General features: G+C 64.6%; 21 protein-coding genes. 9 read left to right on the plus strand and 12 right to left on the minus strand.

Annotated features, from left to right (window positions below):
• Positions 1 to 18 precede the first annotated feature (18 nt).
• A complete protein-coding gene (locus ACSFDB_RS04490; RefSeq protein ID WP_440769818.1) occupies positions 19 to 588 on the plus strand; it encodes a SprT family zinc-dependent metalloprotease in 570 nt (189 codons plus the stop codon).
• A 406-nt stretch (positions 589 to 994) separates the two neighbouring features.
• Entirely contained in the window at positions 995 to 1531 is a 537-nt protein-coding gene (locus ACSFDB_RS04495) for a hypothetical protein (RefSeq protein WP_440769819.1), read from the plus strand.
• Positions 1532 to 1556: 25 nt separating this feature from the next.
• Here ACSFDB_RS04495 and ACSFDB_RS04500 read toward each other — a convergent pair whose 3' ends face one another.
• Positions 1557 to 2057, minus strand: coding sequence for a hypothetical protein (locus ACSFDB_RS04500; protein WP_440769820.1), 501 nt, complete (start codon positions 2055 to 2057; stop codon positions 1557 to 1559).
• 101 nt (positions 2058 to 2158) lie between these two features.
• Complete coding sequence (locus ACSFDB_RS04505; RefSeq protein ID WP_440769821.1) at positions 2159 to 2809, minus strand: helix-turn-helix domain-containing protein; 651 nt, start codon at positions 2807 to 2809, stop codon at positions 2159 to 2161.
• 129 nt (positions 2810 to 2938) lie between these two features.
• On the opposite strand from ACSFDB_RS04505, the gene ACSFDB_RS04510 reads away from it, so the two are divergent.
• Entirely contained in the window at positions 2939 to 3511 is a 573-nt protein-coding gene (locus ACSFDB_RS04510) for a DUF4188 domain-containing protein (protein ID WP_440769822.1), read from the plus strand.
• Here ACSFDB_RS04510 and ACSFDB_RS04515 read toward each other — a convergent pair.
• The gene (locus ACSFDB_RS04515; protein WP_440769823.1) at positions 3508 to 4194 is read right to left on the minus strand and encodes an HAD family hydrolase; all 687 of its coding nucleotides are present in this window, start codon (positions 4192 to 4194) and stop codon (positions 3508 to 3510) included. The genes ACSFDB_RS04510 and ACSFDB_RS04515 overlap by 4 nt on opposite strands.
• 175 nt (positions 4195 to 4369) lie before the next feature.
• On the opposite strand from ACSFDB_RS04515, the gene ACSFDB_RS04520 reads away from it, so the two are divergent.
• On the plus strand, positions 4370 to 5209 hold the full coding sequence (locus tag ACSFDB_RS04520; RefSeq protein ID WP_440769824.1) for an HFX_2341 family transcriptional regulator domain-containing protein: 840 nt from the start codon (positions 4370 to 4372) through the stop codon (positions 5207 to 5209).
• Positions 5210 to 5425: 216 nt separating this feature from the next.
• Here ACSFDB_RS04520 and ACSFDB_RS04525 read toward each other — a convergent pair whose 3' ends face one another.
• Positions 5426 to 5998 (minus strand): hypothetical protein, encoded by a 573-nt coding sequence (locus tag ACSFDB_RS04525; RefSeq protein WP_440769825.1) that lies wholly within the window; start codon positions 5996 to 5998, stop codon positions 5426 to 5428.
• A 331-nt stretch (positions 5999 to 6329) separates the two neighbouring features.
• Here ACSFDB_RS04525 and ACSFDB_RS04530 point away from each other — a divergent pair, with 331 nt between their 5' ends.
• Positions 6330 to 7532 (plus strand): 3-dehydroquinate synthase II, encoded by a 1203-nt coding sequence (locus tag ACSFDB_RS04530; protein WP_440769826.1) that lies wholly within the window; start codon positions 6330 to 6332, stop codon positions 7530 to 7532.
• A gap of 77 nt (positions 7533 to 7609) precedes the next feature.
• Here the strand turns inward: ACSFDB_RS04530 and ACSFDB_RS04535 are convergent, their stop codons facing one another.
• From ACSFDB_RS04535 to ACSFDB_RS04545, 3 genes are all read right to left on the minus strand, one after another.
• Positions 7610 to 8068 (minus strand): DUF7575 domain-containing protein, encoded by a 459-nt coding sequence (locus ACSFDB_RS04535; RefSeq protein WP_440769827.1) that lies wholly within the window; start codon positions 8066 to 8068, stop codon positions 7610 to 7612.
• A 65-nt stretch (positions 8069 to 8133) separates the two neighbouring features.
• On the minus strand, positions 8134 to 8826 hold the full coding sequence (locus ACSFDB_RS04540) for a type I 3-dehydroquinate dehydratase (protein ID WP_440769828.1): 693 nt from the start codon (positions 8824 to 8826) through the stop codon (positions 8134 to 8136).
• A gap of 54 nt (positions 8827 to 8880) precedes the next feature.
• Entirely contained in the window at positions 8881 to 9861 is a 981-nt protein-coding gene (locus ACSFDB_RS04545; protein ID WP_090305143.1) for a transcription initiation factor IIB, read from the minus strand.
• Positions 9862 to 10080: 219 nt separating this feature from the next.
• Between ACSFDB_RS04545 and yjjX the strand changes: the two genes are divergently transcribed.
• From yjjX to ACSFDB_RS04560, 3 genes are all read left to right on the plus strand, one after another.
• Positions 10081 to 10608: an inosine/xanthosine triphosphatase gene (gene yjjX, locus ACSFDB_RS04550; RefSeq protein WP_440769829.1), complete on the plus strand. Its 528-nt coding sequence runs from the start codon at positions 10081 to 10083 to the stop codon at positions 10606 to 10608.
• Between the two features lie 269 nt (positions 10609 to 10877).
• Positions 10878 to 11111 carry a DUF7123 family protein gene (locus tag ACSFDB_RS04555; protein WP_090305149.1) on the plus strand — a complete coding sequence of 78 codons (234 nt, stop codon included), beginning with the start codon at positions 10878 to 10880 and terminating at the stop codon, positions 11109 to 11111.
• Between the two features lie 120 nt (positions 11112 to 11231).
• On the plus strand, positions 11232 to 11891 hold the full coding sequence (locus ACSFDB_RS04560) for an HAD family hydrolase (RefSeq protein WP_440769830.1): 660 nt from the start codon (positions 11232 to 11234) through the stop codon (positions 11889 to 11891).
• A gap of 59 nt (positions 11892 to 11950) precedes the next feature.
• On the opposite strand, the gene ACSFDB_RS04565 is transcribed toward ACSFDB_RS04560, so the two are convergent.
• The 5 genes from ACSFDB_RS04565 to pyk all read right to left on the minus strand — a co-directional run bounded on the left by ACSFDB_RS04565 (position 11951) and on the right by pyk (position 16955).
• Positions 11951 to 12568, minus strand: a complete 618-nt coding sequence (locus ACSFDB_RS04565) for a winged helix-turn-helix transcriptional regulator (protein WP_440769831.1) — start codon at positions 12566 to 12568, stop codon at positions 11951 to 11953.
• A gap of 82 nt (positions 12569 to 12650) precedes the next feature.
• Positions 12651 to 13793 (minus strand): SPFH domain-containing protein, encoded by a 1143-nt coding sequence (locus tag ACSFDB_RS04570; RefSeq protein WP_440769832.1) that lies wholly within the window; start codon positions 13791 to 13793, stop codon positions 12651 to 12653.
• A 135-nt stretch (positions 13794 to 13928) separates the two neighbouring features.
• Entirely contained in the window at positions 13929 to 14540 is a 612-nt protein-coding gene (locus ACSFDB_RS04575) for an NfeD family protein (protein ID WP_440769833.1), read from the minus strand.
• Positions 14541 to 14646: 106 nt separating this feature from the next.
• Positions 14647 to 15078, minus strand: a complete 432-nt coding sequence (locus tag ACSFDB_RS04580) for a DUF7312 domain-containing protein (protein WP_440769834.1) — start codon at positions 15076 to 15078, stop codon at positions 14647 to 14649.
• Between the two features lie 77 nt (positions 15079 to 15155).
• Positions 15156 to 16955 carry a pyruvate kinase gene (pyk, locus tag ACSFDB_RS04585; protein WP_440769835.1) on the minus strand — a complete coding sequence of 600 codons (1800 nt, stop codon included), beginning with the start codon at positions 16953 to 16955 and terminating at the stop codon, positions 15156 to 15158.
• 118 nt (positions 16956 to 17073) lie between these two features.
• On the opposite strand from pyk, the gene ACSFDB_RS04590 reads away from it, so the two are divergent.
• Positions 17074 to 17361, plus strand: coding sequence for a GYD domain-containing protein (locus tag ACSFDB_RS04590; RefSeq protein WP_440769836.1), 288 nt, complete (start codon positions 17074 to 17076; stop codon positions 17359 to 17361).
• The last annotated feature ends 32 nt before the right edge of the window (positions 17362 to 17393 follow it).

Genomic DNA, 17393 nt, shown 5'->3' on the forward strand with positions numbered 1-17393 from the left:
CGCCTTCGTTCTCCGAGTGTGACCGACGAGGACCTCACGATCGACGACGAGATCGTCGCTCGAGCCCGGATTCACGCCCGTGAGGTGCTTCGCGATTACGACCTCGAGATCGACCGTTCGTCCCTCGAGTGGGAGGTCACCACGCGCGCCCGTCGCCGCGCAGGGGCCTGTCGATGGAACGCGAGCCGCGAGGTGGCGACGATCGTCCTCGCGCGTCAGGCGTACGAACGCTACGAGTGGGAGACGTTCGCGGGCGTCGTCAGACACGAACTCGTCCACGCCTGGGAGTTTCAGCGCTACGGCGAGTCGGGCCACGGCTCGCGGTTTCGCGAGCAGGCGGCGCGACTCGAGGCGCCGAGACACTGCGAGACGTTTTCGGACCCGCGGTACGTTCTCCGGTGTCTCGCGGGCGACTGCGACTGGTCGGCGAGACGCCATCAGGCGTCGAAACCGGTGAAATCGCCCGACCAGTATCGCTGTGGGACCTGCGGCAGCGACATCGAGGTTGAACACGCCGACAGCGGACGAACGTGGACGTCCGCGAGCGGGTTCGGCGGGACGAAGGCAGCGCTCGGTGACGACTGGTGAGTAACGAGATTCGAGCGGAGCGAGAATCTCGAAACGGCGAACGGTGAACGAAGTGAACCGTGAGTAACGAGGTTCGAGCGACGCGAGAACCTCGGAATGGCGAACGGGGAGCGGAACGAGGTCTGAGCGGAGTGAAGACCTCGATGCGAACGGAGAGCGAGAGCGAGAGCGATCCGTGAGCGGAGCGACCCGCGAGCAGCGAGATTCGAACCGAGTGAGAATCTCGAAATGGCGAACGGTGAACGGAATGAACCGTGAGTAACGAGGTTCGAGCGAAGCGAGAATCTCGGAGTGGCGAGCGGGGAGCGAAGCGACCCGCGAGCAGCGAGGGACAACCAGCGGGAACCCCTCAGAACGGCGAGTCGTCCGCGGAACACTTATTCGAGTGCCCCTGTCTGTTTCAGCTATGGGAATACTCGAGTTGATGCTGGGCCAGTCGGGACCCGGCGAACAGGGAGTCGAGGGACGGTCGTATAAACTGCCGAAAGAGACCCACGACTTCGTCTACCCCGTCGCCGTGCGCCCGCGGGAGCTCGAGGCCTTCGTCGAACTCCTCGAGACCGAGCGCGACGCGCCGTCGCTCGAGGACAACACCGACGAACTACAGGACGTCTTTGACGACGTGCTCGGCGACGTCGAGATCGACGCCTCGGAACTGGCCGAACGACAGCGAAAGCCGCGACTCGAGACCGAAGCGATCGTCGACCACTGGAGCGGACAGGTCACGGATGACGTCGGCGTCGTCTACGCTCGCGTAGACACCTATCCGACGCTGCTTTCGTTCGTCAAACGCTGTAAACAGCGCGACGAGCAGGCCGACGATCCGTTCGAACTCCCAGAGAACTTCAGCGACGGAGCCGCGTTACTGGGGCGACTCGAGACCGCGACGAACGATCAGTATCGTGCGGTGGTCCACACGGATCTGCTCCCGCCCGAGAAGTAAGGCGACGGTCGCACACTCGCATCGGTCAGTCGGCCGTCGTCCCCCGTCCTGAAGTCGCGCGGCGAGCCCACCGCCATCGATGCGCGGCGTAGACCGTCGCCACCGCCAACGTGCCGACGAACCCGAGTAACCACGCGAGCGCACCGTAGCCGACGTAGACGCTCTCGTACGGGCCGAGAATGTCCTGTGGTGGTTCCATCGCCCACGGACCGAAGTGGACGGCGGTGACGACGAGACAAAGCGTCCCCAGCAGGACGGCCCAGTACCCCGCCCCGACCCGCTCGGTGAGCGTCAGATAGAGCCCGACCGCGATGAGCGGGTAGACCGCGAGGGTGTATGTGAACACGGTGACCTCGGGAATCAGCGGCCAGCCAACGTGATTTCCTCGAACGACGTGATCGACGTGGTGTCCGATACCGAAGGCCGTCGCGAGGGCGATCAGCGTATAGAGCCGCGTATCGACGCTGGCCGGGCCCGACTGTTCACTCTCGCGGCGAGGATGCGCGTTACTGGAGGTCTCGAACATAGCGAAAATCAATCGATCGGGATGTGAGTATATTACCCCAACATGTTAGTCGGTACTGTGTCGAATCACCCCAACGATCGACTACGATTCGAGACCGGACGCTAACGACCACGTATCCCTTTCCGCTCCGGGCCGGTCAAAAACCACTTGACGAGCGCCGCTTCACCCCGGCGAAGCGTCGTGCTCGCCGTCGCCTTGTCGATCCCGAGCGTCTCGGCGAGCTCCGCGAGCGTACACTCCCTCGGGACTTCGAAGTAGCCTTTCCGCACTGCAGCCTCGAGGAGCTCTCGCTGGCGGTCGGTCAGTAACGTGCCCGAGTCAGTCGTGCTGACTACTGACTGCAGTTCGAACGCGACGGCCGCTTCTTCGAGCGTCGTCCGGAGTTGCTCGAGTTCGGCACGCGTACCAGTGAGGTCGAACTCGAACCAGCCGTTCCGGGCGACGACGGGGAACTCGACGGGCAACGACGACAGCTCGACGAACTCGTAGAGATCCGTGTCGGTCGTCTCGTACTTGCTGAGGGCGCGTCCGTCGGCCGACTCTAACAGCTCGAACTGCGTGATCGAGGGGTGCGTACGCAGCGCGTCGACAGGCGCGTCCGGCTCGTCAGCGTGTATCTCCCCGAGTTCGATAGCGGTCTCGCCCGCGCTGTAGCCCGCGAGGAGTGAAAACGTCGCGTCGGGAAACGTCTGCGAGACGTCCGTCAGCCACAGGCCTTCGGGGAGACGGATCAGCAACTGCGCACGGATCATGGGTCGAAGGGAGCGACGTTCGAGCATCCGTCGGCAGCGAGTCTGTTGCGGTTTTCGCCGGACGAGGATCGGCCGATCGAGTGTGGAACCAACATGTTGGGGTCATCGACAAGCTCTCGCGCCACCACTATGAGCGTAATGCAAGCGCAGGATCACAGCACCGACGGGGTGACCGAACGACGAGTGACCGCCGAACGCGAGGGAGCCTTCGTGGTGTTCCACATCGGCATGCGGATCAACGTCCTCTGGAAGCTTCACCGGTGGCTCCCGCTGGTGCTCGTCGCGCCGCGGATGGTACGCGAACTGGTCGCCGATCCGCAGTCGGGGCTGCTCGGCAGCCGAACAGTGGTCGGACCCGGCATCCGCAATATCGGGTTCATCCAGTACTGGGAGTCGTTCGACGCGCTCGAAGCGTACGCCCGCGACGGCGACCGGTTACACCGCCCGGCGTGGCAGGCGTACTACGGTGATGGAACCGGAACGGACACTGCGGTTGGTATCTGGCACGAAACCTATCTCGTCGATACGGACGAGTACGAAACCGTCTACAACCACATGCCGGCGCACGGACTCGCGGCGTGTGACGGGACGGAGATCGTATCTGCGACGGAGCAACGGACGACAGCCGCCGGCCGATTGGACCAGCCGGACGAGACGGATACTCCTGCAGACGCGGGCAAATCGTCTCGAACGGCCAGTTAGTAGAGAATCGTGTCGAAGGCCTCGAGCGACGACAGTTCGTACGTCGGTTCGTGCTCGACGCCGTCGCGGTCGTCGCGACCGAGGTCGATCCAGGCCGAATCGATCCCCATCGCGTTCGCACCCGCGATATCGGCGTGTAGGGAGTCGCCGACGTGAATCGCGGCGTCGGGTTCGACCTCGAGTTCACCCAGCGCGTACTCGAACGGGGCCGCGTTCGGCTTCGGGTGGATCCCTGCGCTCGGTTCGGTGAAGACGCGGACGTCGAAGGCGTCCGCGATGTCGAGCGCCTCCAGCTTCTGCGTCTGCGTCGGTCGGCCGCCGTTGGTGATCAGGCCGACCGGACCGCACTCGCGGGCGCGCTCGAGCGCCGTCTCCGCGCCGGGTCGAAATCGGACGGCGGTCGGGTCCTGTAGCTCGAGATACTGCGCGGCGAGCGCGGGAGCGATCCCGGTATCGAGATCGGTTTCCGCACGGTCGACGGCCGCGCCGAACAGGTTCTCGTAGAACTCGCGATCCGTCTCGGCCGTTGGCAGCGACGGCACGGCCGCTCGCAGGTCCGCCGGCGTACAGAACGGCTCGCAGCCGACTCGGTCGAACGCGGACTCGAGCAGCGTCGCGGCGTCCTGCGTGGGTTCACAGAGCGTCTGATCGAGATCGAAACAGATCGCATCGTACGCAGCCATATCCCGGGAATAGGACGGCGAGCGTTCTCAACGTTTCGGGGCGTGCACATCCGACACATGCCGTGCTGGCGAACCCACCGACGGTCCGTCGGTGGCAGTCTCGGAGCCGAGCACGGGGAGAGTCGACTACCGACCGATCCGCAGCCGTTATTTTCGCGGCGGTTCCTGTCAACGTATGAATGTCGTCAAACGAGTCCACATCGTCCCCCTCGGCTACGAGTACGACCGAATCGTCGAGCCGATCCGGGCACAACGGGCCGACCTCGTCTACCTGCTTGCGGACGACCGAACCGACGATGACGGGAGCTCCGTCGACAGCGACCCCGCCGATGGTGACGCCGCGGTCACCGCCGACTACCACGACGACCTCCGGGCCGAACTCGAGTCGACCGTCCCCGAAGTCGAGACGCGACGCTGTGATCTGGGTGACGTCTACGCCGTCCTCGGCGAAGTGACGACGATCGCCGCGGAACACGCGGAGGACACGGTCTCGGTCAACGTCTCCGGCGCGGGGACGATCCCCGCGATCGGCGCGACGATGGCCTGCATGGACGTCTCGACGGACGCACACGCCTACTACGTCCAGCCCTCGGACTACGCCCACGAGGGTGAACGAGAGCCGATCTCGACCGGCGTCGCGGAGACCGAACGCCTCCCGACGTATCCGATCGACTCGCCGACGCCGGACCAGGTCGCGATCATGGGCTTTCTCGCCGATCCCGACGCGTGGGACGGGTACCACGAGGAACGGACCAGCCCGCCGAAGAAGAAAGACCTGATCGCGTACGCTCGAGATCGGAATCTCTCGTTCATGGCCGATCGTCGACCGCCGGAAGAGCGCGGCGGCGAGGATAAGGGTGCCTTCCGCGTGCTCGATACGCACGTTCTGGACCCGCTCGAGGCCGACGGCTACGTGACGATCGAATCGGTCGGTCGCCGCCGCGTGGTCGAACTCACCGAACAGGGAGCCAACGCCTACCGCGCGTTCAAGCACAAACTCGCCGACGACGACTGAGTCGGGAGTCGAACGGAACGGAGAGCCCAGTCGAAGATGGCGACGGGCCGAGGGGCGAACGGCAGTGCGGATCTGGAGGGCGGGACCGTCAGCGGGGGATGGAGACGAGTGGAGGGTCGAACCGTCAGTGGGGATGGAAACGAGTAGCCGACCGATGGCACCGGAATCGGCCGAGTGGAGGGCCGCCGTCAGCGGGGGATCGGTGCCTTACGAGTCCTACTCGTCGCCCTCGACGCGGGCGTCGAGGAGCGTTCCCAGCCGGGCGAACTCGAGGTCGGCCTCGAGCCGTTCGGCGTGGGTCCGAAGCGCGGCTTCGTCGAACCCTCCCGCGTCGTTACGACCGAGATCGGTCGCTCGAGCGAGCAGGAAGGGGGCCGCGTCGGCGAGCGACGAGCCGGGAAGCTCGGGGCCGACGACACTCCCGCGTTCGGCCGCGGCGAGGAGTTCGCGGACGACGATTAGTCGCCGTCGTAGCGATCGAATCTCCTCGGGAGCCGCCGGCGAACCCACCTGGTCCGCCAGCAACTCGTCGGCCGCGATCACGCAGTCCGGATCGACGTCGAACGCCGTCTCGAGGCGTTCGCGATCGAGCGCTCGAGCGTCGGTCCGACGGCAGGTGAGTCGAACGGCACCCAGGACGGCTGCCGTTCGGCCGTACCGTCGCGACGCGAGGTCGCCCGCATGGTCGAACGCCGCACGAGCGACGGGGGCGACCATGCCGACCTCGAGTCGACGGGTTGCCTGGTCTACCGTCAGTCCGTCGCGTGCAGGGGAGTGTCGCTGACCCATAGTCGAACAGTCACGCGAGAGTATATTATCCACTTCTAAGAAAGTGCCATGACAATCGAAACTATCGATACTAACGTTACTATCGTACTATGGCGCTCGATCGTCCGAAACCCGTGACGTTCGAGAGAGACGCCTGCTGCTCGAGACCGAACACGGACGAGCCTCTCTCCGGGCCTCGAATCGGCCGCTACAACCGATGGCCCTGTTTCGAAAGAACAGCGCTCCAGTCGACCGATTTCAGCACGATCATCGCGACGGAGGTCGATTGGGTGTGCCGGTTCCGGCTGCGGCATTCGCCACGTTCAAGCCGGTGCCCTCCGACGGTCGATTTATGACGCGATCTGTCTGGGTAAAAGCCGACGACACGGTTGGCGATTGGGACGCCCGCCGTAGCCGGATCACTGCCGCACTCGAGTCGGGTGTGGACTGGGTACTGGTCGACGAGGACGACGTCGCCCGCGTGCGCGAACTCGGCGACATCAACGTCGCGGCGTTCCGAACCGACGGCGACGTGACGCTGGTCGACGATATCGACGACGCGGAAGCCGACAGCGAGGAGACCGAACCGGCCGCGCGGCCCGACGCCGTCGTCGTCGGGAAAGAGGGCGAGGGCGACGCGACGATCGACCTTCCCGAGGACTTCTCCGGTTCGGCGGATCTCTCGACGCTTCGTCGACGCGACGGCGATCTCGCACGCGGCGCGTACGTCCGCATCCTGGGTCAGGAGTACGAACAGTTCGCCGAGACCGCCGCCGACGAGGCCGACTACACCATCGTCGTCGGCGAGGACTGGACGATCATCCCCCTCGAGAACCTGATCGCCCGTATCGGCGAGGAGACCGACCTCGTCGCGGGCGTCACCAACGCCGAGGAGGCCAAGACGGCGTTCGAGACGCTCGAGATCGGCGCCGATTCGGTCCTGCTGGACTCGGACGATCCGGACCAGATCCGCGAGACCGTCGAGGTCCGCGACGAGGCCGAGCGCGAGTCGCTCGACCTTCAGTACGCCGACGTGCTCGACGTCGAACAGATCGGCAGCGCCGACCGGGTCTGCGTTGATACGGGCAGCCTGCTGGAACACGACGAGGGGATGCTCGTCGGCTCGATGGCCCGCGGGCTCGTCTTCGTCCACGCCGAGACGGCCGAATCGCCCTACGTCGCCTCCCGACCGTTCCGGGTCAACGCGGGGGCCGTCCACGCCTACGTGCGCACGCCCGACGGCGGCACGAAGTACCTCTCGGAGCTCCAGAGCGGCGACGAGGTGCAGATCGTCGACACCGCCGGCAACACCCGCGAGGCCATCGTCGGCCGCGTCAAAATCGAAAAGCGGCCGATGTTCCGCGTCGCCCTCGAGACCGAGGACGGCGACCACATCGAGACCCTCCTGCAGAACGCGGAGACGATCAAGGTCCCGACCCGGGACGGCCGGACGGCGGTCACCGATCTCGAGGCCGGCGACGAACTGCTGCTCCACTACGAGGATACGGCGCGACACTTCGGGGAGGCCGTCGAAGAGAGCATCATCGAGAAGTAGCGGTACTAGCCGCTAGTACCGGGATCGCCTACAGTAACCGATAGAAACAACAATTCTGATACGCAGACCGAGTCCGGTTACGGACGAGGCGGCGTTTCCTGCTCGGAATCTTCGGCGTCGGCAGGCAGTTCGTCGTCCTCCGGCTCGATCGGCTCGAGTCGGGTCGTACACCAGTGACAGAACGTGAGGTCCTGGTCGAGTTCCTTCCCGCACTGCGGGCAGGACGGGCCGTCGCTCGAGTCGGAGCCGTTCGGCGGAAAGCCGACCGCTCTGAAGGTGGCGTCGATGGCCGCGAAGAGGGCGATAAACATGATGAAGAACTGCGCCATCGTATCGGTCTGTGTGTTTGCGATGTCCATTCCTTCCGAAAACGACGCCGCGTCGACCATCTGATCGATCGGGAAGAAAAACCAGATCGCCGAAAAGTAGAGCCCGGCGAACACCAGGGCACGGAGCCAGTCCCGAATCAAGGCGTGGCCTGCACCGGGGAGGAAGATCGAGAGGCCGCCGGCGAACAGCGCGCGAAGCCATGTCATCGTACGTGGTGCTAGGGGACCCCGCCCCTTAACATTCCGATTTTCTCCGCGGCGTGACTGATCGGCTACGACGATAATTCCGAAACGAGGGACGACAGCGTCTCGAGGTCGTACTGCCCCGGCGCGGTCGCCTCCGACGGATCCACGGGTGCGTAGCCGATTTTCGAGCCGTACACGGGCGCAACCGCACGCGTATGGCTTCCCACGTCACCCATCGCCATCGTCGCCACGGTATCACCGTGGGCAGTCACCTGCTCCGTCGCGGCAAGCAACGCGAGGGTGTCTTTCTTCGTCTCCGCAGTCACGGCCATCTTCGACACGTCGGCGTGTTTGGCTGCCTCCGTCAGAGTCGAGGCAATCTCGCCTCGAGAGGGCGTCCCCTCGAAATCGTGGGCCGACGCGACCACGGAGACACCACGATCACGCGCGATTTCCAGCACCTCCTCTGCGTCACCGTCGAGAATCGCCTCGAGTTCGACATCGATCGCCTGCACCGCGTCGAACGCGATCGCCTCCGCGAGCGTTCCGAGTCGTCGACCGTCCTCCCCGTCCCACTCGCCGCCCTCCCAGGCGGCCCGGTTCGTCGCGAGGATCGGCAACTCGCCGTCGCCGTCGTCATACGCCTCGAGCGCCGATAGCGGTTTTTCGGCGAGATCCATTCGAAACTCGATCGCGTCCGCGTGCTCTCGGGCCGCGGGTTCTTCGGAGAGATCAGCGGTCGACGCGGTGAGGACGAACGAGTCGAAGTCGAGTGACATTGTGACTGTAGTGTGCGAACGGAGAGAAAAACGAACCGGTGTCGATCCGTGTGGTTAGGCCAGTCCGAGCGTCTCCTCGGCCTCGAGGAGCTCGTGGTACCGGTTCCGGATCGTCACTTCGGAGATGTCGGCGACGTCGCTGACGGCGGCCTGCGTGGTCTTCTCGTTGGTCAACAGTGCAGCGGCGTAGACCGCGGCGGCAGCGAGGCCGACCGGCGATTTTCCGCTGTGGACGCCCTTTTCCTTGGCGTTCTGGAGGAGGCCGCGGGCGCGGTGTTCGGCCTCGTCGGAGAGGTCGAGCCCCGAGGCGAAGCGGGGGACGTAGCTCTCTGGGTCGGCCGGCTGGACCTCGAGGCCCAGTTCGCGGACGACGTAGCGGTAGGTGCGAGCGATCTCGTTTTTCTCGACGCGGGAGACGTCGGCGATCTCGTCGAGGCTCCGGGGGACGCCGGCCTGACGAGCGGCGGCGTAGACACAGGAGGTCGAGACGCCCTCGATGGAGCGGCCGGGGAGCAGATCCTCGTCGAGCGCGCGACGGTAGATGACGGACGCGGTCTCGCGGACGTTCGTCGGCAGTCCGAGCGCACTCGCCATTCGGTCGATCTCGCCCAGCGCCTGTTTCAGGTTGCGCTCCTTCGAGTCGCGGGTGCGGAAGCGCTCGTTCCACTTGCGCAGGCGCTGCATCTTCTCGCGCTGCCGGGAGCCAAGCGAGTTGCCGTAGGCGTCCTTGTTCCGCCAGTCGATGTTCGTCGACAGCCCCTTGTCGTGCATCGTGTTCGTCGTGGGCGCACCCACGCGGGACTTCTCGTTCTTCTCGGCGGCGTCGAACGCACGCCACTCGGGTCCGCGATCGACCGAGTCCTCTTCGACGACCAGCCCACAGTCCTCACAGACGGTTTCGCCGTGTTCGTCGTCGACGACCAACTGCCCCGTACATTCGGGGCAAGCGAGGTCGCTCTGTTCCGATTCGTTCGTCTCTTCGTTCGATTCTCGTTCGGTACGCCGTACTCTGGTGCTCGATGGTGTGTTAGTCATACGATGGCGAGTGCTGACCGGCCGAACTGACTGCAAAAGCCCGGACGGGTTCGTTACCTACCCCGTTCTGATACTCGAAGGTTAAGGGTTTCGGAATCGCGGGCCGACACCTCTCGAAAGCGGATAATTCGGGGGAACTAGCATGACAGATCGGAACAGTTACGCTGAGAAGTGGATCCGAACCGGCACTGCCAAATTCGAACCGTTCGAACGACGGATATGGACGTCGCAGTCGGGAGCACGAACCCGGTCAAGGTGGACGCAGTCGAACGGACGCTCGAGCGATATCAGCCGTCGGTGTCCGCAGTCGCCGTCGACTCGGGCGTCCCCGAGCAGCCGTGGTCGGTCGAGGAAACCGTGACGGGCGCCGAAAACCGCGCCCGACGAGCGCTCGCCGCGACCGGCGCCGACTACGGAGTCGGTCTCGAGGGCGGCGTCGCCCGAATCGAGGGCGTTCCCGGCCTCTCGTTGATCATGTGGGCCGCCGCGACCGACGGCGACCGACTGGAACGCGGCGGCGGTCCCACGTTTTCGCTCCCCGACGACGTCGCTCGTCGACTCGAGGACGGAGCCGAGTTGGGACCGGTGATGGACGACCGGCACGGAACCAACGGAATCGCCGAACGCGACGGTGCGGCCGGCATCCTGACGGACGGGCTAACGAACCGTTCGCAAGCACTGAGTGAAGCGGTCGCGTGTGCCGTCGGTCCGTTCGTTACCGACGACTCGGTTACTAGCCAACTGTAACGCGTCGACGGCGTTTTCAGTCGACAGGCTGTCAGTAGTCTCGGCGAGACCCGTTCGGCTGTCGGCACCGTCAAGAACTGACGATAGTACGGAAAAATTGATGTTCTTGTAATATAGAGGTTCGCTAGAAGGGATATATTAACCGAACGTACCAACGAAAGCTTTCTGCCCCGTTATGCATCCATTACTCACTGAGAAAACCGCATGCAGGCGAGGGGTTAACCGCACGTACCAAACCCCCTAAGGGCATTCTCGGCATTGAGTAGTGTATGAGCACTGCACTAACCGCGGACCTCACGAGTAAACAGCGCCAGATCCTCCAGTATCTCCGCAATAACGCCGGAACGAAGACGTACTTTAAATCCCGTCTCATCGGCAAAGAACTCGGTATGACGGCCAAGGAGGTCGGCTCGAATATCACCGCCCTGCAGGACGGCAACTACGACATCGAGATCGAGAAGTGGGGCTACTCCTCGAGTACAACGTGGAAAGTCAACGCGTAACGGATCACGGCCGGCCAGTTGCGCACTCTGGCCTGCATACGACGGTTCTCCGCGTGTTACATCGGACTCCTCGTTCGTCGGCCGCTTTTTGACGGCTCGCTGCGTACCCTCGAGCGACAGATGTCGCCGCCGATACTGTTCGACATGGATGGAGTCATCCTCGAGGATCCCGGCACCGATCCGCAGGTGTACGCCGACGCGGCCGACACGGCCCTCGACACGCTCGGCGCCGAGCCGACGCCGGCACAGCGAGACGATCTCAGACGGCACGACCTCGAGAACATCGCCGACCACTGCGCCGCACTGGAAATCGACGCCGCGGCGTTCTGGAAGCTGAAAGACGAGTACGCGTCGAAGACGAGCCACGACCTGATTCGGTCGGGCGAGCGCGGCCTGTACGATGATATCGATGCGATCGCCGATCTAGCCGATCGGACCACGGTCGGACTCGTCACGAACAACCGCCACGCGACCGCCGAGTTCGTCGCCGACTACGTCCCCGTCGAGTTCGACGTCGTCCGCGGTCGTCGGCCCACGTTCGACGACTTTCGGAGAAAGAAGCCCGAACCCGATTTCATCGACGACGCGCTCTCGGAACTCGATGCCGACAACGGGTTCTACGTCGGCGACTCGCACAAAGACGTCACGGCCGGGCGAGCGGCGGGTCTCAAGCCGATCTACCTCCGTCGCCCACACAACCGCGACGTCGACCGACCGACGGAGGCCGCCGCGGTCGTCGACTCGCTGGCGGCGCTCCCGGCGGTCGTCGAAACGATCTGAACGGCGTGAACAGCGTCACGTTCGAACAGTAATACGCCTTTACCGGCGGTATTAGCTCCTTACCCGTCGTAGACGACGAACTGATCGGCGTTTCGTGCGAGCTGTCGCGCCGCCTCTCCGAAGGAGTCGGCGTGGCGGACGACCAGAATCAGGACCGTTTCGGGGCGTTCGACGGCGTAACCGTCCTCGCGCGAGAGCAGGCCGGCCTCCTCGAGTTCCCCGGCGTACTTGCTCACCGTCGGCGGCGAGACGTCGAGTGCCGTCGCGAGGTCGCCGGCCGTCGCGTCCGATGTCGAGAGGAGTTCGATCAACATCCCGCGCGGCGTGTCTCGGCGGAGATAGCCCAGCGTCTGCTTTTCGAACTCGTCGAACCGATCCGCGAGGACGAACCGCTTGTAATCGCCGTCGCGGAAGCGTTCGATCGCGTCGAGTTCCTCGAGCCGACGCAGGTGGTGTTGGGTCTCGCCGGTGCCGAGCTGGAGATCGTCCCGAATCTTCGAGAAGTGGGCGCCGGGCGTCGTGGATAGATAGCCGGCGATCGCGTCGCGGGCGTCGCTTTCGCCCGTATCGGCTGCTGCAGAATCGGAAAGGCCGGCCAGCGGTGCCGCAGCACCGAGCGCTGCGAACCGGCGCAGGGTCGCTCGTTTGTCGTCGTCGACCCCATCGGAACTCGTCATGTAATACCTATTGATCGAAACGTGGCGGGACGTAAAACAGGTTTCGCTCCGCCTTCTTCACCGAGAACGGAGTGTCTGGAATCTATGAACTCTTGCCGGGGTCGGCGTCGCCGGCGAACTCCTGATCCATCTCCTCGATGACGTCGTCGGGGTCGGAGATGGTTCCGGCGTCTTTGCCCTCTTTGATCGCCTGGGCCTCCTGCTCCATCGCTTCGAGGTCCATTTCGGCTTCCTCGTCGATCTCGCCGATGATTTCGGCGATGTCGTCCAGCCCGATCAGTTCGCGGGTTTCCTCGTCGAACTCGAGACTCTCGAGTGAGTCGCCGTCTTCCTTGACGTCGCTACCAGAGAGGTGTTTGCCGTAGCGGCCGACCATCGAGGTGAGCTCTTGGGGCATCACGAACGTCGTCGAGTCGCTCTGGCCGATCTCGGCGAGCGTCTCCATCCCCTGATCGATGATGGCGCGTTCGCCCATCGATTCGGCGGATTTCGCGCGCAGCACGGTCGAGATCGAGTCACCCTGTGCCTCGAGGATCTGGCTCTGCTTTTCACCCTGTGCACGGATGATCTCGCTCTGTTTGTCACCTTCTGCCTTCTCGACGGCACTGCGGCGTTCACCCTGTGCCTCGAGAATCATGGCGCGGCGTTTGCGCTCCGCGGAGGTCTGTTGCTCCATCGCGCGCTGGACGTCCTTCGAGGGGTTGACCTCGCGGACCTCCACCGACTCGACGCGAATACCCCACTCGTCGGTGGGTTCGTCGAGCTCCTGACGGATGCGCGCGTTGATCTCCTGGCGCTTGTTGAGCGTGTCGTCCAGCTCCATGTCGCCCAGCACGGCACGCAGGGTGGTCTGGGCGAGGTTCGACGTCGCTTTCTTGTAGTCGTCGACCTGCAGGAACGCCTTCTTGGCGTCCATGACTTTGATGTAGACGACCGCGTCGGCGGTCACGGGCGAGTTGTCTCGCGTGATCGCTTCTTGTCGAGGGACGTCCAGCGTCTGCGTTCGCATGTCGAACCGATACGTGTTCGAGACGAACGGCGGGACGAAGTTGATACCCGGCTCGAGGAGTTTTCTGTACTCCCCGAAGACAGTGAGCGCACGTTTCTCGTACGCGTCGACGATCTCGATCGCACTGAGCAGTGCGGCGATGACGACGAGGAGGACGAGTGCACCGAGGAATAGCAGTGCACCGCCGGTCTGCAATGGGAGTAGTTCTACGACCATAGTTCCGTCTTACGGGGGGGACGGGAAAAACGTTCCCTTATTTCAGTAACATATCGGCCTCCGTGACCGACTCGATTCGAGGTCCAAACCGACTCAAACCGAGCCGCAATCGGCTCGAGCCCAACCGTCTGCGTCTCAGTTCGATTTTTCCGTTTCGGTTTCGGCTTCCGGTTCGGCGTCCGACTCCACGTCGGCCGGAGGCTGGGAGTCGTCGGCTTCCGCCGCAGAATCCGAGTCCACGGCACCCTCCGCGAGCGCGCGATCGATCTCGTCCTCGCCGATCGCGCCGAGCGATTCGACCGTGAGCACGTTTCCGCCGCCGGGATCGAGGACGATCACTTCTTCGCCCTCCTCGATCGTTCCGCTCGTCGTCCGCGCGCTGTAGAAGGGCGCGAACCCGCCTTCGTCGAGTTTGACCTCGCCGTCGCGAGTCGTGACGGTCTCGGTGACGTAGCCCGTCGTCCCCGCCAACGTACTCGAGTCCGAGGTCTGGGCGGTACCTTTCCCGCCGTAGAAGTCGAACTCGTTGTAGACGTAGGCCGCGGCGAGGCCGATCACGAGCGTCAACCCTGCCAGTATGAATGGACTCAGCGGTGACGGAAAGATGAGTCCGATGAGCCCCGCACCGACCAGTGCGACGCCGATGACGATGAGGTGTGCACCCGGCGAGAGGGCCTCAAGCGCCATCAGGATGAGCCCCACCGAGAGGAGCGCGAGCGGCATGTTCGCGAAGAGGAGTTCGAGCATACGTCGAGCTAAGTTCTCACCCAAATTAAAGGTTGCCGAGGCGGTCCGCGAGTCGTTTTGAGTGGAAGCGGACAGCGATGGTACCTTTGTCGGTTCTCAGCCGCGCTCAGAGCATAACCGACGCGAGCTGGAACATCACGAGAACCATCGCGACCGCACCGAGAACCACGAAGAGAATGTTCTCGAGCGTCGGCTCGCCGGGTTCGATCGGCGTCGAGCTGGGTTCCGGTGCGTACGGATCGTCTTCATCGGCGTCCTCGCCCTCGTCTGCGGCCGGTTCGTCCTCGTCGGGTCCGCCGGAGAGATCCAGTGGAACCCGGTACTCGTCTTCCGTCTGGTCACCCCATCCGGCGCCGTCGTCGTCGCTCGCGTGACCGTCGCCCTCGAGTCGGTCGTCACCGCCCGTAGACGCGGTGATATCCTGGTCGGCCGTAGACCACGCTGATTCCGTCTCCCCGTCCGAGCGCTGGCCGTCCGGAGCTGCCGGTGGCTCACGTCGGTCGTTCTTACCGTCGCTTCCGGACGCGTCGTCTGCCATGGTCGGTCCTAACAGGTCCGTCGTCAAAAATCCGCGGTCCGCGTTCGGGCGGGTGTCACGTTGGCCTGCCTGCAGCTTCAGGCCAGGTCAACTTGCTCGCTCCGATCCGTTCGATCGCTGAGGTCGCCGCCGTAGATGACCCCGCGTTCGGCGTCGAGCGTCACGACGCTGCCCTCTTCGGCCTCCGAGACGTCGGCCCCGCTGATCATCGGGATGTTCATCTCGCGTGCGACCAGCGCCGGGTAGCCGGTCAGTCCGCGCTGGGCGTCGACGATCCCGCCGATCGTCGTCAGATCGCCCTCGAACTCCTCGTCGAAGTCGGCCGAAAGCGAGATGATTGCTCCCTCCGGGATCTCCGAGAGGTCGCCGTCCGTCATCCGCACGAGCGGGCCGGTCGTCCGGCCTTCGACGACGACGCGACCGGTCGTCAGCGCTTCCGCGGCGACGTGGACTTTCAGCATGTTCGTGGTGTTCGAGCCCTCGAGTTCGGTCATCATGCCACAGAGGACGACGACGGTGTCGCCGCTGTCGGCGACGCCGGCATCGAGTGCGGCCTGAACCGCCTTCTCGACGACGGCGTCGGCCCCCTGATCCGACACGCGAGCGTACAGCGGCGTCACGCCCCACGAAAGGGCCAGTCGCCGCCGGACTTCGTGACTCGGCGTGGAAGCGACGACCGGGACGCCGGGGCGGTACTTCGCCGTTTTCAGCGCCGTGTAGCCGGATTCGGTCGCGGCCACGACCGCGTCCGCCCCGATGTCGCGGGCGAGGAATCGCGCCGAGCGAGCCAGCGCGTCCGTCCGCGCCGGCCCCGCCGCGGGGACGCGTTGCTCGAGCATCTCGGCGTACTCCGTCGAATTTTCGACCTCGCGGACGATGCTGTCCATCGCGTCGACGACCGCGACGGGGTGGTCGCCGATGGCGGTCTCGCCCGACAACATCACGCCGTCGGTGCCGTCGAGAACGGCGTTCGCGACGTCCGACGCCTCGGCCCGCGTGGGACGGCGAGCGTGGACCATCGAATCGAGCATCTCCGTCGCCGTGATCACCGGCGATCCCTCGTTACGGCACTTGCGGATGATCCGCTTTTGGATCATCGGAACGTCCTCCATCGGACACTCGACGCCCAGATCGCCGCGGGCGACCATGATCCCGTAGGCGGCTTCGATGATCTCGTCGAGGTTGTCGACCGCCCCCGCGCGCTCGATCTTCGCGATCAGCGGGATTTCGGCGCCCAGCTCCTCGAGCACCTCGCTGACCGCGTAGACGTCCTCGGCGTCGCGGACGAAACTCGCGGCGACGAAGTCGACCCCCTTCTCGGCGGCCAGTTCGAGGTCCTTGCGGTCGGACTCGGTGACGATATCGAGGTCCAGTTCGACGCCGGGAACGTTGACACCCTTTCGGCCGCCCAGTTCGCCACCGGTGTCGACGCGGGCACGGACCGACTGGTCGTCGTGCCCTCGCGAATCCGCATCCTCGCGCTCGAGGACGGTCGTCTCGATCAGTCCGTCGTCGAGCAGAATTCGATCGCCCGGCTCGACGGCCCCGATCGGCAGTGAGAGACCGACGGTATCGGAAGACACCTCGTCGCCTTCGACGAACCGGATCTCCGAACCGGTCTCGAGCGTCACCGACTCCCCCTCCGGAAGCGGCGCGGTCCGGATCTCGGGACCTTGCATATCGAGCATCACCGCGACGGGTGCCTCACGGGACTCGTCGACGGTACGAACTCGGTCGATCAGCTCGGCGCGATCCTCGCGGCTCCCGTGGCTCGCGTTCAGACGGGCGACCGACATCCCGGCGTCGGCGAGCTCCCGAATTGTCTCACGGTCGCTCGAGGCCGGCCCCAGCGTACAGACGATTTTCGCGTTTCTCATAGCTCGACGTAGCGGGAGTACGGCCAAAAAGATAGGTGGTTTACTCGCCTCCGAGTTGTCTTTCGCCCCGTCCTGTGCCACGCGAACGGTTTTCCCACGGACGACCCACCCGTCGAACATGGCCGCGTACGCATCACTCATGGACATCGATGACCGGAACGTCCAGAACGCCCAGGAGCTCGCGTCGATCTGGGGTGAGGTCAAAACCGAGTTCGAGGAGCACAACGCTGAGGTGCTCGACTCGTACGCGATCCTCGGCGAATACGACTTCCTCGTCGTGTTCGACGCGGCCGACCGAGAGGCCGCGTTCAAATCCGCGCTGACGTTGCGCCGCCACGGGCTGTCGGCCCAGACGATGGGGATCGTCGATACCGACGACTTCGCGACCCTCGTCGACGAGGTCTGAACCGGCGTGAGTGAAGGTGGGGCGCGGGCGGG

Source organism: Natronorubrum amylolyticum (genome assembly GCF_052040145.1).
Classification (GTDB): domain Archaea; phylum Halobacteriota; class Halobacteria; order Halobacteriales; family Natrialbaceae; genus Natronorubrum.

Coding starts and splice junctions, on each gene's coding strand:
- ACSFDB_RS04495 (WP_440769819.1), top strand. CDS start 995: ATGGGAATACTCGAGTTGATGCTGGGCCAGTCGGGACCCGGCGAACAG.
- ACSFDB_RS04500 (WP_440769820.1), bottom strand. CDS start 2,057: ATGTTCGAGACCTCCAGTAACGCGCATCCTCGCCGCGAGAGTGAACAG.
- ACSFDB_RS04505 (WP_440769821.1), bottom strand. CDS start 2,809: ATGATCCGTGCGCAGTTGCTGATCCGTCTCCCCGAAGGCCTGTGGCTG.
- ACSFDB_RS04510 (WP_440769822.1), top strand. CDS start 2,939: ATGAGCGTAATGCAAGCGCAGGATCACAGCACCGACGGGGTGACCGAA.
- ACSFDB_RS04515 (WP_440769823.1), bottom strand. CDS start 4,194: ATGGCTGCGTACGATGCGATCTGTTTCGATCTCGATCAGACGCTCTGT.
- ACSFDB_RS04520 (WP_440769824.1), top strand. CDS start 4,370: ATGAATGTCGTCAAACGAGTCCACATCGTCCCCCTCGGCTACGAGTAC.
- ACSFDB_RS04525 (WP_440769825.1), bottom strand. CDS start 5,998: ATGGGTCAGCGACACTCCCCTGCACGCGACGGACTGACGGTAGACCAG.
- ACSFDB_RS04530 (WP_440769826.1), top strand. CDS start 6,330: ATGACGCGATCTGTCTGGGTAAAAGCCGACGACACGGTTGGCGATTGG.
- ACSFDB_RS04535 (WP_440769827.1), bottom strand. CDS start 8,068: ATGACATGGCTTCGCGCGCTGTTCGCCGGCGGCCTCTCGATCTTCCTC.
- ACSFDB_RS04540 (WP_440769828.1), bottom strand. CDS start 8,826: ATGTCACTCGACTTCGACTCGTTCGTCCTCACCGCGTCGACCGCTGAT.
- ACSFDB_RS04545 (WP_090305143.1), bottom strand. CDS start 9,861: ATGACTAACACACCATCGAGCACCAGAGTACGGCGTACCGAACGAGAA.
- yjjX (WP_440769829.1), top strand. CDS start 10,081: ATGGACGTCGCAGTCGGGAGCACGAACCCGGTCAAGGTGGACGCAGTC.
- ACSFDB_RS04555 (WP_090305149.1), top strand. CDS start 10,878: ATGAGCACTGCACTAACCGCGGACCTCACGAGTAAACAGCGCCAGATC.
- ACSFDB_RS04560 (WP_440769830.1), top strand. CDS start 11,232: ATGTCGCCGCCGATACTGTTCGACATGGATGGAGTCATCCTCGAGGAT.
- ACSFDB_RS04565 (WP_440769831.1), bottom strand. CDS start 12,568: ATGACGAGTTCCGATGGGGTCGACGACGACAAACGAGCGACCCTGCGC.
- ACSFDB_RS04570 (WP_440769832.1), bottom strand. CDS start 13,793: ATGGTCGTAGAACTACTCCCATTGCAGACCGGCGGTGCACTGCTATTC.
- ACSFDB_RS04575 (WP_440769833.1), bottom strand. CDS start 14,540: ATGCTCGAACTCCTCTTCGCGAACATGCCGCTCGCGCTCCTCTCGGTG.
- ACSFDB_RS04580 (WP_440769834.1), bottom strand. CDS start 15,078: ATGGCAGACGACGCGTCCGGAAGCGACGGTAAGAACGACCGACGTGAG.
- pyk (WP_440769835.1), bottom strand. CDS start 16,955: ATGAGAAACGCGAAAATCGTCTGTACGCTGGGGCCGGCCTCGAGCGAC.
- ACSFDB_RS04590 (WP_440769836.1), top strand. CDS start 17,074: ATGGCCGCGTACGCATCACTCATGGACATCGATGACCGGAACGTCCAG.